We start from the raw sequence: 13,620 nt of genomic DNA on the forward strand, positions 1-13,620 counted from the left end.
GGCGATGAAGACGCTGTGGGTCGGTAATTTCGACTTTGAGCATCGGCTCGCAACTCAGACCGACGGTCTGAATCACCTGCTGCCGGAAAAGCTTCGGGCGATCAATCGGCGTCTCGCTCCACTGCTTCGACCGCTGCTGCGACCCGGTGACGCCATCTTTATCAACGGGCCGTCCATCGAAGGTCCCGATTTCATCGGGTCAGAAAGCGAACTGACGCGCTTTTCACGGGTCGAGTTCTGGGGAAACAACCAATGGGCCGAGCAGTGGGCCCGCGCGCGTATGCTTCCGTTCTCGGGCCCTTTAGCGAATGCGACGACACTTGCGAATTCGCGGCTAATCAACGATCTGCTCGAACTCCAATTCGGCGTCCGACCGGACAAGACTCGCGTGGTTCACACGATGGAAGAACTCCGTGAGGCGATCGACCATGCCGGATGTGATCGATGGGTGATTAAGGAGGAGTTCAGCGGCTCGGCCCGGCAGCGGATGATCGGTAGCGGCTCTCGCCCCGACGAACGGATTGAGAAATGGGCCGCGCGCCGTCTGGGCCATCCCACGAAGTGCCTGTTCTTCGAACCGTGGCTCGACCGCATCGCCGAAATCGGAATGCAGTTTCATCTGAGTCCGGATGGCAACATCAGCCTCGTCGGCGTCGCTGATCTCAATACCGCCGAAGATGGGCGGTACGTCAGCAGCCGACTTCTCTCCGACATCGAAACTGCGTCATGGTCGGATTGCATTAAAATCGGCCGCTTGGCCGCAGATGAATTAACCAAGCTCGGCTACCACGGCCCGCTCGGCATCGATGCGATGCGCTACCGCGACATAGACGGTAAAGAACGTTTCCGCCCGCTGCAGGACATCAACGCAAGATGGACGATGGGGCGGATTGCCGTTGAAGCGGCGAAGCGTTAATCCTGACTTTCGTCTGCTGTCGAATCTGGCTCAGCTTTCGGCAATTCTTTAAGAAGTTTTTCGACATCCCAAATGCGGGTCGTCAGGTCATTCCCCGCCGTCACCAAATACTTACCGTCGGGCGAGAAGTCCACATCTTGGACACCGTAGACATGCCCGGGAATTTTGAGCCACCTCTCACCTCGACCCAATCTCACAACCCACGCACCCCCGAATTCAGGGTTCCTATCAGAGACAGAGTCACCTGCAATCGATGCGACTGCCCCTACCGGTGATGATGACGCACCTCGCACATAGGCGTAGATTGGAGATTGTTCAGATATGATTTCTTCCGACTGTCGATCGTGAATTCGCAGAGCGAGATCGTACATCGAAGCAACGTACTTTTTACCAGGATCTGATACCGCACCTAACGTCGGGGTCTGCTTCGCCAAGCTCGACAACGCCGACTTCACCTTTCCCGATTCGCAATCAATAAAAGTCAGTCCACGATCAATACCAGAGGAAATGGCCTCCTTCCCGTCGCCGGAGATCGACACATTAAAAAGTGTCGCCCCGTTCGGCCGGAGAACTTCGTGCCTGAGTTCCAGTAATTCCAAATCATAAATTTGAGCGTTGGTGTTATCTGAAGTTATGACAACCCGCCCGTCACGTGAAGCATCAATGTTGCCTTTGATTTGCTTGACCTGCATCGCGATTTCGACTTGCCGAAAACCTGACGCGGCATCTTGCGGGTCCAGTGTCCAGCGAATTAATCGGCCGTCGAACAGCCAAATCCAGACGATATCTTTCGTGGGCCCGAAGTGCGCAAAACGGACACTCCCCATAGGCAAGTGAAACTTTGCAATCCGGGAGAACTCCCCCGTCTCGTAAACGTAGATATCGTTGTGCTGATCAGCCGCAACAAGCCGCGAACCATCCGGGGAAAAGCGAGCGGACATCACGCGACGCCCTTTGGCGGAGTGGTCCATTAGGCAGGCGACTTGGGCTGGCGGTTCGTAGTCAGCATTCGCGTACGCGACGAGCCTTTCCCACTCCTGTCGTGACTTAAAGAACCCGGGAGCCGCGTCGGTACCCAGCTCGCGCAGCAACTGTTTCGCCCTATCGTATTCACGCAAATTGAGTAGTTGCGATAGAGTCATCGATTTTTGAACGTCATTATCTGGATAAACTTCAATGCGGTCATAAACGGCACCGAGGAGTTTGTCGTAGTCGAAGCCGAATTCGGATAAAGAACTCTTTCCATTGTAGCTCGTGACTGTCCGCGCAATCGTCGCGTAAGCCACCTGTTGATGAGTTCGGCTCGTCCGCTTTTCCAGATGTTTTGCGAGTTTCTGAATCTCCTCCGCAGAGCCGCCCCAGCGAGGCAACAGAGCCCCGGCGGCACTGCTTGTTACGGTAATCGACCAGGGACAGCGATCGAGCTGGCCGTCGATCAAGTCATAAATAACCGGCGGACCTTCGCCCAAACCTTTCGCAACCTTAATTAGGTCGGCGTAGAGATACGGCCCGTGCGCCGGCATCTGACGTGCTTGCTCCAAATGAGTTCGAGCCGTTTCGAGCCGGGCCAGAAATTTCTCTGAGTCGTCGGGACTGACATCAATCGCATAACCGGAGCCGCGAGCTGCCCACGCCCAATTGATATAGTATCTTCCGAGAAATCGATCGGGGATCGCCGACTCTGGAAATTGAGTCTTCCAAGCCTGCAACCACCCGAGATGCACGGGTCGCTCTTCTTCATTACTGTAGAAAAAGGACCCAACTGCGTGATCGAAGACGTGGTCCGGCCAGACGCCGCCCCAATTCAGGTTGCGCCTGATTTCTTCCGATTTCCCAACGCCAAAATCTCGGTCAAATTGTTCAAGCTTATCAAATTCTTCGCGAATGAATTGCTGGACCAGTTTCTGAGTAATTAACTTGTAGAGTGACCACTGCGGTAACGATGAGTGTAGAGATGCGTCTTGAATGCGGCCTTTCGCCGAAGTTACCAGCGGCCACGCGAATTCACCTTCGCCCACATTTAATGTCACTTCTTCCGCTGCATCGAAGTGCCGAATTCGGAAAGCGGGAACATTTTGTCGCGACCTGAATTGAGGGTCGTACGCGTACGAGAACTGCAACCAAGCCCAGCAGTTATCAACAAGCGAACGGCCCAACTTCGAATCCGTGCTCTTTGTGTAAGTCAAGAGCACTACCGCTCCGGGCTTCGTCGCCCGAATAACTAGGGTCCGATCACCATCACGAACATCACGCAGAATGGTCGCTTCGCGGAGCAAGGTCGGGAGCTTTGCTTTCGGGTCGCGAAAGCGGAATGGCCGAGTTTCGGCCGATTCGATCCAATGCGTTCCGGTTGCTTCCTCACCCTGAATTTCTTCGAGATTTCGAACGACCGACGAAAACGGCAGCCGATCGTCAGAGCTGGCCGTTGAGACCAATACGCTCGTTAAGAAAACTGCTATTTCGATTCGGAACTTCAAATTCATTTCGCCCTCACGATCACCAATATACATTCGGCGATCCTACAAGCCAAAACGCGAGCGGACAATTCTGAAGTCGCCTAAATATTCAAAAACGCGCATTTGATCTGTTGAATTTACCAACGCGCGTCAACCCTTCATTTCACCTTTGCCGAAACTTCCGATATAGCATTGTTTGAAACCGTACGGCGTCGCCCCATTGCCAGCAACGGAGATACATAGACGCACGACACAAGTCTTGCACGGTATGGGTCATTTCAACAAAACCGGACAGATCACGCCGCCTGCGGGCCGATCTTTCGGGTGCCGCCGCCCTTGGTCGGGGCTTGCATGTCGAACAGGCCGAAGATTTCTCCGGCTGATAGGCTCAGCGATTCCCGCTCATTGTCTCCGTCGCCGAGAATCGCCGCGAACAGGTCTCGCTTCTCCTGAAGGACGCGATCGATCCTCTCTTCGACGGTATCCTTACAAATAAACTTCGTCACGATCACCTGCGACTTCTGCCCGATGCGGTGCGCCCGATTAATCGCCTGATCTTCAATCGCGGGGTTCCACCAACGGTCGAACAAAAACACGTAGCCGGCGAACTGGAGATTAAGACCGACTGCTCCCGTACCGTAACTCATTAAAAGAAGATGTGATTTCGGGTCTTCTTTGAACTTCGATAGAATCGGCTCCCGCTTTTTCGTCGGGACTCCACCGTGATAAATTAGAGGATTACATTCGGGGATCCGCTCCAGCAGTTTCTCGTTGAGCCAATCCAAACTTCGCGTCCACTGGCTGAATAGAATCGCTTTGCCGCCACTGGCGGTAATCTCTTCCATATCGGAAGCGAGAGCGTCGAGCTTGCAGCTTTGGCCGGTGAGCGGGTCGTAGTTGGCAATTTGCTTCAAACGCAGCACCAACTCGAACACGTGCTGCACGGTGGCGGTGTCCCCCATGTCATTCAGGCGGACCACGCCCTCCTTCTCCGCCGTATGATAGGCCGCCTCCTGCGCCGGGTTCAGCGACAGATATTCGTCTCGGTCGAGCCGGGGCGGCATGTCTTTCATGACGAGGTCTTTGGTCCGCCGGAGAATATAGTCTTCGGACAGTTTTCTTAATTGATCGAGATCGGGCGCGGCCCGCGGCGGTAGCACTTTTAAGAACTCATAGAGCGAGGCCAGTTCTTCCGGACGGTTCTCGATCGGGGTTCCAGTTAAGGCCCATGTCCGCCGACGGTTCACGCCACGAGCCTGCTGCGCGGTTCGTGAGTCGCGATTCTTAACGCGCTGCGCTTCGTCCAACACGAGCAGATCGTACTTCGGCTGCTCCTCTTCGGGCATTTCTTCAAAATCACGGACGAGGACTTCATAGTTCGTCAGAAAGATTCCGCCACCGGGAATCGACCAAATCACCTTGCGGCGAGACGTATTCCCCTCAACCGTCGTGACGGGAAGTTCCGGCGCCCACAGGGCAAATTCACGCTGCCAGTTCGGGATTAATGGCTTCGGGCAAGCTAAGAGCACTCTTCCCGCCTGTCCACTTCTTAAAAGGAGCCGCATAGCTGTGATGGTTTGCATCGTTTTGCCGAGGCCCATCTCGTCGGCCAGCAGCGCGGCCGATTGGGAGAAGAGCCACGCGATTCCCTGATACTGATAGGGAAACGGCTCGAACGGCATGACCAGTTCCTGCCCGGCAAGCCATTGCTCCAACGGCGGTTGCAACAGGTAGAACAACCGATCCTGCAACGAGAGCGTCCCCGGTGGCGGCTTCAGTCGGGTTACTTTCGGCGGCGCCTCTTCCGAACTTCCTTCTGGACGAGGTGGCTTCTTCTTTGCAACCGGTTGCTTTTCTTCGGGCGGCGGCAGCAATTCGATGCCGGCCGGAAAGGTCAGCTTCACCGTGAGGACTTTCGGCCGAGTGGGACGTTCCCGCCGGGCAATTTCAACTGTCGATTTCAGCGATACCGACGCGGTGTCGATAGTCGGATTGCGCAGCAATGCCCCGTTCATGCCGGAGGAATACAGCGCGACCTCGGGCCGCAATGAAACGGAGGTGACTTCTGGATATAAATCGTCGGCCAATTCCCGATCGGCGTGAGCGGACGAAGCGCGACCTGTCGTTGATCCGCTTACTGCGTGCGCGGCTTGTGCGGAGGTGGGTAATCCGCTTGTTGCGTGCGCGGCTTGAGCGTTCTCGTGCATTGGCCTCGTGCCCGTTGGCTGCGTTATCGCGTGGCGCTCGCCTTGGCAGTCTCTTCGAGCGCTTCACGGACGCGGCGGAACGGCTCGGTCATGTCGACGGCGGCATGAATCGCTGCGGCCCGATCGGAGACCAAATCGCGGTCGCTACGGTGTCCATCGTGAAAGCGGAGTCGCTGGCGGCCGACCTGAATCGAATCGGCATCTTGCGCAGGCGACTCAAAAACCAAGCCCGCGGGTTTGTCGATATGCGACCGGACTTCGAGGACGGCATCGTCTTCGGTCAGCACAATATCGGGTTTGACGGCGGCTTTGCGGACCAGCGTCTCGGCGATGACTTCGCCGAGCAGATAGGGCTGGAGCATCTCGCCGAAGAGGATTTCCTGCGACTTCGTCGGCTTAACCGGCGTGGTGCATTGGAATTCGAGCGGCCGGCCGTGACGATTCGTCACGAGCAATCCACCCACAAATCCCCCGCCCGGTAAGGCAACGGTCGATAGAAATCCGAGTTTGAAGTCGTCGTCTGCCGCGGCCATGCTCGTCCTGTCGCGAATCCATTCGCATCATTCGAACGGGGCTTCCTCCCCCGACTGTTGATCGACGCGGGACTCCGGGACACTTTAGTTAGCGAAAGAACTGCAAGACTGCGGTGACCTTGCCGGTCGTACCGCTTCCGAAAGCTTTACCGAATCCCGAGGATCGTCTTGGACCCATTCATGGATGCGTCGATCGACGCGTGGCCGCGCGAAGCCATTCAGCGCGTACAGAACGAACGGCTTCGCGCGCTGATCGACGCGATCGTTCCGGACAACGCTTTCTACTCAACGAAGTTCGAGCATTCCGGGATCGGCCCGCGATCGGTCCGTGTGGTCGATGACATCCATCGTTTGCCACTGACGACGAAAGCCGAACTCGTCGCCGATCAGACCGCCCATCCGCCGTACGGCACCAATCTGACGTTCCCCCTGATTCGCTACAGTCGCTATCACCAAACGTCCGGAACGACGGGTCGCCCGTATCGCGTGCTCGATACACCAGAAAGTTGGAGTTGGTTCGCCGACTGCTGGTCGTTGATCTATCGCATGGCCGGGCTGACCAAAGACGACCGAATTTTCTTTCCGTTTAGCTTCGGACCGTTCATCGGATTCTGGGCGGCCTTCGACGGAGGCTGCCGATTGGGCAACCTGTGCATCCCCGGCGGCGGACTCAGCACGGAAGCCCGGCTCGATCTGATGGCATCCAACGATGCGACATTCGTGTGCTGCACGCCAACGTACGCCCTGCGGATGGCGGAAGTCGCCGAATCGATCGGCTTTAACCTCAAGACGTCGGCTGTTCGCGCGCTGATTGTGGCCGGAGAACCCGGCGGGAACGTCCCGGCGACGAAGGCCCGCATCGAAGGTGCTTGGGGCGCGACGGTCTATGACCATTGGGGGATGTCGGAACTCGGCTCATTGGCAGCCGCGGCCGTTGGCGACCCTGAAGGTCTCTACTTGCTCGAAACGGAGTGCATCGCAGAGATATTAAATCCGGAGACGCTCGAACCCGTTGACGTTGGTGATATGGGTGAGCTTGTCGTGACGAATCTCGGTCGCATCGGCTTTCCCGTCATCCGCTACCGCACCGGCGACCTCGTCAAAGCAAGCCGGGAGTCGCCACTGGGCTATCCGCTGTTGCGACTTGAAGGCGGGATCCTCGGACGGGCCGACGACATGATTACGATCCGCGGCAACAACGTCTTCCCGTCAAGCGTCGAGGCGATCCTTCGCGAATTTGACGAGATCGTCGAGTTTCGCCTCAACCTCGAAACGCGGAACTCGATGCACCATCTGCGACTCGAGATCGAGCCGCAATCGGAGGCAGCCGTCGATGCCCTCCTGCCCAAGGTGAGGCGAACGATCAAAGACCGCTTAAATTTTCAGGCCGAGGTCGCCGCTGTCGCACCCGGATCACTGCCGCGATTTGAGCTTAAAGGTCGACGACTGGTGAAAGATGATGGTTAAGCGGCGGCAGAGCAGGAAAAGGTTTAGCCGCGACCGCGAGGGAGCGTTCCCAAGCGGTTCGATCCGCGTTTCTCAGGAAACGCGGCTTGTTGAGGCTATTCAATTGATTTACTTCGCCTCGTAGCCGCACGAGCATCCAGTTCACTCTGACGAACTTCGCGCGAGCTTCCACTTTATCGGCATCGCGCGCTGAATACTCTGGCCGCTGCGCGACACGGACGGTGTCCGTGCCACACAGGACATTGGTCATTTAACCTATTAATTCACCTCGTAACCGACCTCTTCGACGGCGGCGATGGCTTTCGATTTGTCGAACTCTTCGGTCGTCCAAATCTTGGCGGTCCGTTCGCCTTCGTCGGTCGAAATTTGCGTTTCAACCTTGACGACACCGTCGACCGAGGCGATCGCTTTGCGGACCTTCGGGCTGCACATCACATCGCAGTGCATTCCGGGGACATTCAACACGACGGTATCGGTCGCTTTGGCGTCGGAGACCACGAGAATCTGCGGTTCAAAGTCGAGGCCCGAGTTCGCTTCGGCGGCGGCTCCGAGTGCACTTCCTCCCTCAGCGCTCCCCGCTTCGGACGTCGACCCTCCGGAAGGGGCTGTCATGCTTCCGCCGCCACCTGTCGGCGTTTCAGGCTCACATCCGAGCAGGAATGCGGCAGCAAGTGCGGGCGAGACTAGCGAGAGCGAGCGAAGCGACATCGAACAAACCCTTCGGAAGAATGGAATCGAATTCCTCGGCCATATCCGAGTTGAAGCCATTGTCACGCATCGACGCGGAAAGTCCATCGCTTCCGGCACGCGATCGCCCGAAGAGGCCCGTTCAAATATCGTAATACATCGCAAATTCGTAGGGGTGAGGCCGCTGCCGCAGGCCCTCGACTTCATGCTCCGTCTTGTACCAAATCCACGTATCGATGACGTCTTCAGTGAAGACATCGCCACGGAGCAGGAATTCGTGATCGGCCCGCAGCGCATCGAGCGACTCTTCGAGCGAACGCGGCACCTTGGGAACATCTTTGAGCTCGTCCGGACCGAGGTCATAGATGTCTTTGTCGAGCGGCTCACCCGGCTCGATCCGGTTCTGCACGCCGTCGAGCGCCGCCATCAATACCGCCGCCATCGCGAGATACGGATTGGATGAGGAATCGGGACAGCGGAACTCGAATCGTTTGTTGTTCACGTGAGGGCTGTGCACGGGAATGCGAATCGCGGCCGACCGATTGCGGTAGCTGTAGGTGAGATTGACCGGAGCCTCGAAGCCCGGCTGAAGGCGTTTATAGCTGTTGGTCGTCGGGCAGCAGAACGCCATAATCGCCGGGGCATGCTTGAGAATGCCCCCCATCGCGAACGTCGCGAGGTCCGATAGACCGCCGTAACCTGATCCTGCAAAAAGGGTTTCGCCCCCCTTCCACAGCGACAGGTGCAGGTGCATCCCGCTGCCGTTGTCGTTCCAGAGCGGTTTGGGCATGAACGTCGCAGTCTTGCCGTGCCGGGCGGCGACGTTCTTGACCACGTACTTATATCGCAGCAGATTGTCAGCAGTCTGCAGCAGCGGGGCGTACCGCATGTCGATTTCGCACTGGCCCGCGGTGGCGACTTCGTGATGCTGGCCCTCGACCTCGATGCCGCACGCCTCGAGCTTCAGCATGATTTCAGTGCGCACCTGCTGCAGCGTGTCGGTCGGCGGGACCGGGAAATACCCCTCCTTGTAGCGAATCTTGTAGCCGGCGTTGCCGTTCTCGCCCGCTTTGCCACGGGTCCATTGGCCCTCGGCACTCTCGATGTGGTAGTAAGATTCGTGTTCATTCGAGTCGAAACGAACATCGTCGAAGAGGAAAAATTCCGCCTCGGGTCCGAACATTGCCGTGTCGGCGATGCCGGTCGACTTCATGTAGAGTTCTGCTTTGCGCGCAACGTTGCGCGGATCTTTAGCATAATCCTCCCGAGTGATCGGATCCTGAATATTGCAGGTGACGGCGAGTGTCGAGTCGAAAAACGGGTCGACGACAGCCGTTTCCGGCTGAGGAACGACGAGCATGTCGCTCTCATTGATCGCCTGCCAACCCCTCATGCTGGAGCCGTCAAAGCTGAAACCGTCTTCGAAGCTGTTTTCCGTAAGTGCTTTAATAGGAATGGTAAAATGCTTCGGTGTCCCCGGAAAATCCATAAACCGCAGGTCGACGGCGTGGATTTCTCGCTCTCGGCATAACGCCAATACTTCCCTGGGTGTCATTGGAATTCAATTCGGTAGGTCAGCGCGGTCAAAATCACGGATGTCAGTTCACGTCTTCATTTCGACTTTTACTAATGCAAACTGCATACCGTGACAAACCGGTGTGCCTAAATTTTAAGCACATCTATGCCTCGCTTCGTTATCCTGACACACGATCACCCTCACATTCACTGGGATTTGATGCTCGAACAGGGCCCAGCCCTCCGAACATGGCGCCTGAACACCGAGCCAAACGGGCAGGCTGATATCTCAGCCGAACCGCTCGATGATCACCGGCTCGTCTACTTGGAGTACGAAGGCCCGGTCAGTGGCGGACGGGGCACCGTCGCCAGATGGGACGCAGGAGACTACGAGCCGGTCGAAGAAGCATCGGACCGGCTCGTCGTTCAGCTTAGGGGAGAGAGAGTCGCCGGAAAGGCAACATTCACAAAGGGTTCCGACCACTGGACGCTACGAATCGTTAGCGAGTGACCGAGTCGATCGCCTTGGCGGTCGATATTGATTGACCGTCGACCGCGTCATCGAACTTGCCGCGTAGCTGCAATCGATCGTCCGAAATCTCGAGCGACTCCAAAACCGGAATTTCTGCAATGTCTTCGGTTGGCCTCAGAACGAGGGCGAGCCGGTCGTTGTGCCGAGACCACTGATACCGCACCCGCGCTCGGTCGAGTTTTCGCGATATCTCCTCTCGAAATTGGGAGGCGTCGACCGGAATCAGACCAGCGCGCAGTGATTGAATTGTCAGCCGGAGCTGATTTGGCCCGAGAAGCTCGGGCAGCACAGCGAGGCTGACGACCCCCTTAAATTGCGGCGTGTTCACGCGAAACCCGACGCGAATCGCCGAGTCTGCGAGATCGATGCGAGGATCACTGAGTTCGGATGGCACGAAGCGACGGAACTTCGAGGGGAATTCTTCGGCCAGCCAACTATTGATCTGCCGCTCTGTGAACTCTTCCGACCATTCCTCGGAGACTTCGCGAGCCTCTTCCGTGTCGGCATTTGCTTCGTCCGGATCACCTTCGCTGTCGACCGGCTGGTGAGCTGGCTGGCGAACCCGTTGAATGACCGAAGCGAAGCGGCGGCTCGTTTCCTGGGCCTCCTGCTTTCGAACCTCGGGTTCGGTTTCAACGACGCGAACCTGCTCGTAGAAATCAGGCTCTTGCCGGGCAGCCCACCAGAGGCCGCCGAAGCCAACGGCGATAAGCAACGCGACGGCGACGGAGATTCGCAGCAGCCACTTCCACATATTGATCCCTCAACAGGCCCTCAGCAGGCAAAATAGACTGCCGTTTCGGGTCGGCGAATCCGCGGCCGCGCACCGCGATGCTAGGCGGGGGCATCGAGTCGGTCAATACGGCTCCCTTGACCGAAGGCAACGCCCGCTGAATCATCGCCCGACAAACACCGACGCAAACTGCGGCCCATTCCGCAGTCTGTCCCGACCCTATTGAATCGACCGTCCGCATGACCGCCGTTCGCACACGCTTCGCTCCCAGTCCCACCGGCTACATGCACATTGGTGGCATGAGAACGGCCTTGTTCAATTGGCTTTGGGCTCGGCATTGTGGTGGGGAATTCATCCTACGCATTGATGACACCGACCGGGCGCGAAACGTCGAAGAGGCATTGGAGCCGATTCTGAATTCGTTCCGCTGGCTCGGTCTCGACTGGGACGAAGGGCCGGGAGTAGGCGGCCCGCACGGTCCGTACTTTCAGTCCGAACGCGGCGACCTCTACCGCGAGGCTGCCAACCGTTTGCTCGCGAAAGGACTTGCCTACCGCGACTATGCGACTTCCGAGGAGATTGCAGCCGACCGGGAAACAGCGCAACAGGAGAAACGCCCCTACCTTAACATTCGCCGGTCACTGGACCTCGATCAGGCCACGCTCGATGAATATGCCGAAACCGGGAAACCCCATGTCGTTCGCTTTCTCGTGCCGCGTGATAAGACTGTCGTGATCGACGACGCCGTCCGCGGCAACGTCGAGTGGAACTGCGGACTACTCCCCGATCCCGTGATCCAGCGCGGCGATGGTTCTCCGCTCTACAACTTCGCGACGGTCGTCGATGACGCGGGCATGGAGATCACGCACGTCATTCGTGCGGAAGAGCACCTCTCGAACACTCCGATACAAGCACTCATTTATGAATCGCTCGGCGAGAGTTTGCCAACGTTCGCCCACATCCCGTTTGTGACGGCTCCGGGGACTTCAAAGAAGTTAAGCAAACGCGATCTGGCAAAGTACCGCAATAATCCACAATTCAAAAAGATGTTTGAACGCGGCGACACCGTCTTTCCGCAACTCGGCCTTGGCGACAGCGAAACATTAAATCCCGTAATGGTCGCCTACTATGAAAAAATCGGCTACCTGCCCGCGGCTGTCTTAAACGCGTTGGCACGGCTCGGATGGTCGCTCGACGACAAAACTGAGATTTTGTCACTATCCGAAGTCAAAGAAAACTTCACGCTCGACCGCATCGTCAAGAACCCGGCGGGACTCGACCCGGACAAGCTCTTCGCGTTCCAGTCGCATTGGATGGGCGAACTGCCGATGGATACGAAGGTATCGGGCTGCATCGATTACCTGTTGCGGGCCGGCTTAATTGACTCAGCCGACGACCAGATGCGGACCTTTGTCGGTCGAGTCATCGCTGCGCTCGGCGATCGACTGAAGCTCTTCAGCGATATCCTTGATGCCGCCTGCTTCTTTAAAGACGAAGTCGAATACGACGAGAAGGCCTTTAAGAAACGAATCGCCAAAGAGAGCGTGCCACCGCTGCTTAAGCAGTTTCAACAGGAACGCCTATCGGCGATCGATGAGAGCGACTGGACGACGGAGCATTTGGAAGCCGAACTACAATCGTTCGCGACCACCCATGAAGTGTCGCCCGGCCTATTAATTCACGCCCTCCGCATTGCAACCACCGGCCAACCGGTCGGGCCCGGGGTCTTTGACTGCTTGGTCCTCGTGGGACGCGAGAAGACACTCGAGCGGATCGAGTCGGCGCTGGCGCGCGTCGAAGCTCAGGCTTGAGCATCCGAGGAAAACAGTTCCGCGACGGCGATTTCGAAACCTTGAAACAAGACGGACTTGGCGACGTCGCCGTGTTGATAGAGGCCCGATTCTGAATATTCGGTGTCGCCATCGTTGAGAGTCAGCACGGCGACCGTCCGCTCTTTGGGATCGACAATCCAATATTCGAAGATTCCCGCCGCGGCGTATTCCCGTTTCTTTTCGACGAGATCACGTGTGCGTCCGCCGGGGCTGACGACTTCAAGCACAAAATCGGCCGTGCCCCAGTATTGTTCGCCCCGCTGCTTTTCTTTCTCGCCCGATAGCCAAAGGATGTCGGGCTCGCGGATCAAATTTTCGCGTAATCGAAGTGGCAAGCCAGCAAAGTAAGGTGGCGGTAACTTTCGCTCTTCAGTGTAAATGTATAACGCCCGGTGAATGAACATGACCAGCCATTGGTGCGAAGTCGTAGGCATCGGCGGGAACTCCAGTTTGCCGTCCACCAATTCAACGAGCTGCTTCGTCTCCAGTGCGAAATATTCGCTTTCCGACCAATGTCCCTGTAGGGGGAACAGACGCGCGATTTCCCAAGTCGGATCTCCGACATCGCTTGTCGGTTCCTCAGCCGGTGCGGCAATCGGTTCTTGCACAGTCGACATTGAAGGTGTTCCTCTTCGAGCCTCTTAAGAGACGTTCCCTCCCTCATTGTAACGGGGAGCAGCGGCATATTTTCAAGGCGCATAAGAAAAGCCCACGAGTCGTGACTCGTGGGCTTTGAGCAAAA

The 13,620-nt window shown here is 57.1% G+C and carries 11 protein-coding genes; 4 read left to right on the forward strand and 7 right to left on the reverse strand.

The features are described 5' to 3' along the window. The first annotated feature begins 4 nt into the window (after positions 1–4). On the forward strand, positions 5–916 hold the full coding sequence (locus Pan189_RS19295; protein WP_145365714.1) for a hypothetical protein: 912 nt from the start codon (positions 5–7) through the stop codon (positions 914–916). On the opposite strand, the gene Pan189_RS19300 is transcribed toward Pan189_RS19295, so the two are convergent. The 3 genes from Pan189_RS19300 to Pan189_RS19310 all read right to left on the reverse strand — a co-directional run bounded on the left by Pan189_RS19300 (position 913) and on the right by Pan189_RS19310 (position 6,112). Further along, positions 913–3,426, reverse strand: coding sequence for a WD40 repeat domain-containing protein (locus Pan189_RS19300; protein ID WP_145365715.1), 2,514 nt, complete (start codon positions 3,424–3,426; stop codon positions 913–915). The two genes, Pan189_RS19295 and Pan189_RS19300, sit on opposite strands and share 4 nt — an antisense overlap. A gap of 242 nt (positions 3,427–3,668) precedes the next feature. Continuing rightward, entirely contained in the window at positions 3,669–5,459 is a 1,791-nt protein-coding gene (locus Pan189_RS19305) for a DEAD/DEAH box helicase (RefSeq protein WP_310820802.1), read from the reverse strand. A gap of 143 nt (positions 5,460–5,602) precedes the next feature. Further along, positions 5,603–6,112 (reverse strand): hypothetical protein, encoded by a 510-nt coding sequence (locus Pan189_RS19310; RefSeq protein ID WP_145365717.1) that lies wholly within the window; start codon positions 6,110–6,112, stop codon positions 5,603–5,605. A 180-nt stretch (positions 6,113–6,292) separates the two neighbouring features. Between Pan189_RS19310 and Pan189_RS19315 the strand changes: the two genes are divergently transcribed. Continuing rightward, a complete protein-coding gene (locus Pan189_RS19315; RefSeq protein WP_145365718.1) occupies positions 6,293–7,579 on the forward strand; it encodes a phenylacetate--CoA ligase family protein in 1,287 nt (428 codons plus the stop codon). A 258-nt stretch (positions 7,580–7,837) separates the two neighbouring features. On the opposite strand, the gene Pan189_RS19320 is transcribed toward Pan189_RS19315, so the two are convergent. Both Pan189_RS19320 and glnA read right to left on the reverse strand, forming a co-directional pair. Continuing rightward, positions 7,838–8,287: a heavy-metal-associated domain-containing protein gene (locus Pan189_RS19320; RefSeq protein WP_310820803.1), complete on the reverse strand. Its 450-nt coding sequence runs from the start codon at positions 8,285–8,287 to the stop codon at positions 7,838–7,840. Positions 8,288–8,408: 121 nt separating this feature from the next. Continuing rightward, complete coding sequence (gene glnA, locus Pan189_RS19325) at positions 8,409–9,821, reverse strand: type I glutamate--ammonia ligase (RefSeq protein WP_145365720.1); 1,413 nt, start codon at positions 9,819–9,821, stop codon at positions 8,409–8,411. A gap of 126 nt (positions 9,822–9,947) precedes the next feature. Here glnA and Pan189_RS19330 point away from each other — a divergent pair, with 126 nt between their 5' ends. After that, positions 9,948–10,292: a DNA polymerase ligase N-terminal domain-containing protein gene (locus Pan189_RS19330; protein ID WP_145365721.1), complete on the forward strand. Its 345-nt coding sequence runs from the start codon at positions 9,948–9,950 to the stop codon at positions 10,290–10,292. Here the strand turns inward: Pan189_RS19330 and Pan189_RS19335 are convergent. Then, the gene (locus Pan189_RS19335; protein ID WP_145365722.1) at positions 10,282–11,067 is read right to left on the reverse strand and encodes a hypothetical protein; all 786 of its coding nucleotides are present in this window, start codon (positions 11,065–11,067) and stop codon (positions 10,282–10,284) included. The genes Pan189_RS19330 and Pan189_RS19335 overlap by 11 nt on opposite strands. Positions 11,068–11,285: 218 nt before the next feature. Between Pan189_RS19335 and gltX the strand changes: the two genes are divergently transcribed. Beyond that, positions 11,286–12,857, forward strand: a complete 1,572-nt coding sequence (gene gltX, locus Pan189_RS19340; protein WP_145365723.1) for a glutamate--tRNA ligase — start codon at positions 11,286–11,288, stop codon at positions 12,855–12,857. Here gltX and Pan189_RS19345 read toward each other — a convergent pair. Continuing rightward, positions 12,848–13,495 (reverse strand): Uma2 family endonuclease, encoded by a 648-nt coding sequence (locus tag Pan189_RS19345; RefSeq protein ID WP_145365724.1) that lies wholly within the window; start codon positions 13,493–13,495, stop codon positions 12,848–12,850. The two genes, gltX and Pan189_RS19345, sit on opposite strands and share 10 nt — an antisense overlap. Positions 13,496–13,620 lie beyond the last annotated feature (125 nt).

This window comes from Stratiformator vulcanicus (assembly GCF_007744515.1).
Lineage (GTDB): Bacteria > Planctomycetota > Planctomycetia > Planctomycetales > Planctomycetaceae > Stratiformator > Stratiformator vulcanicus.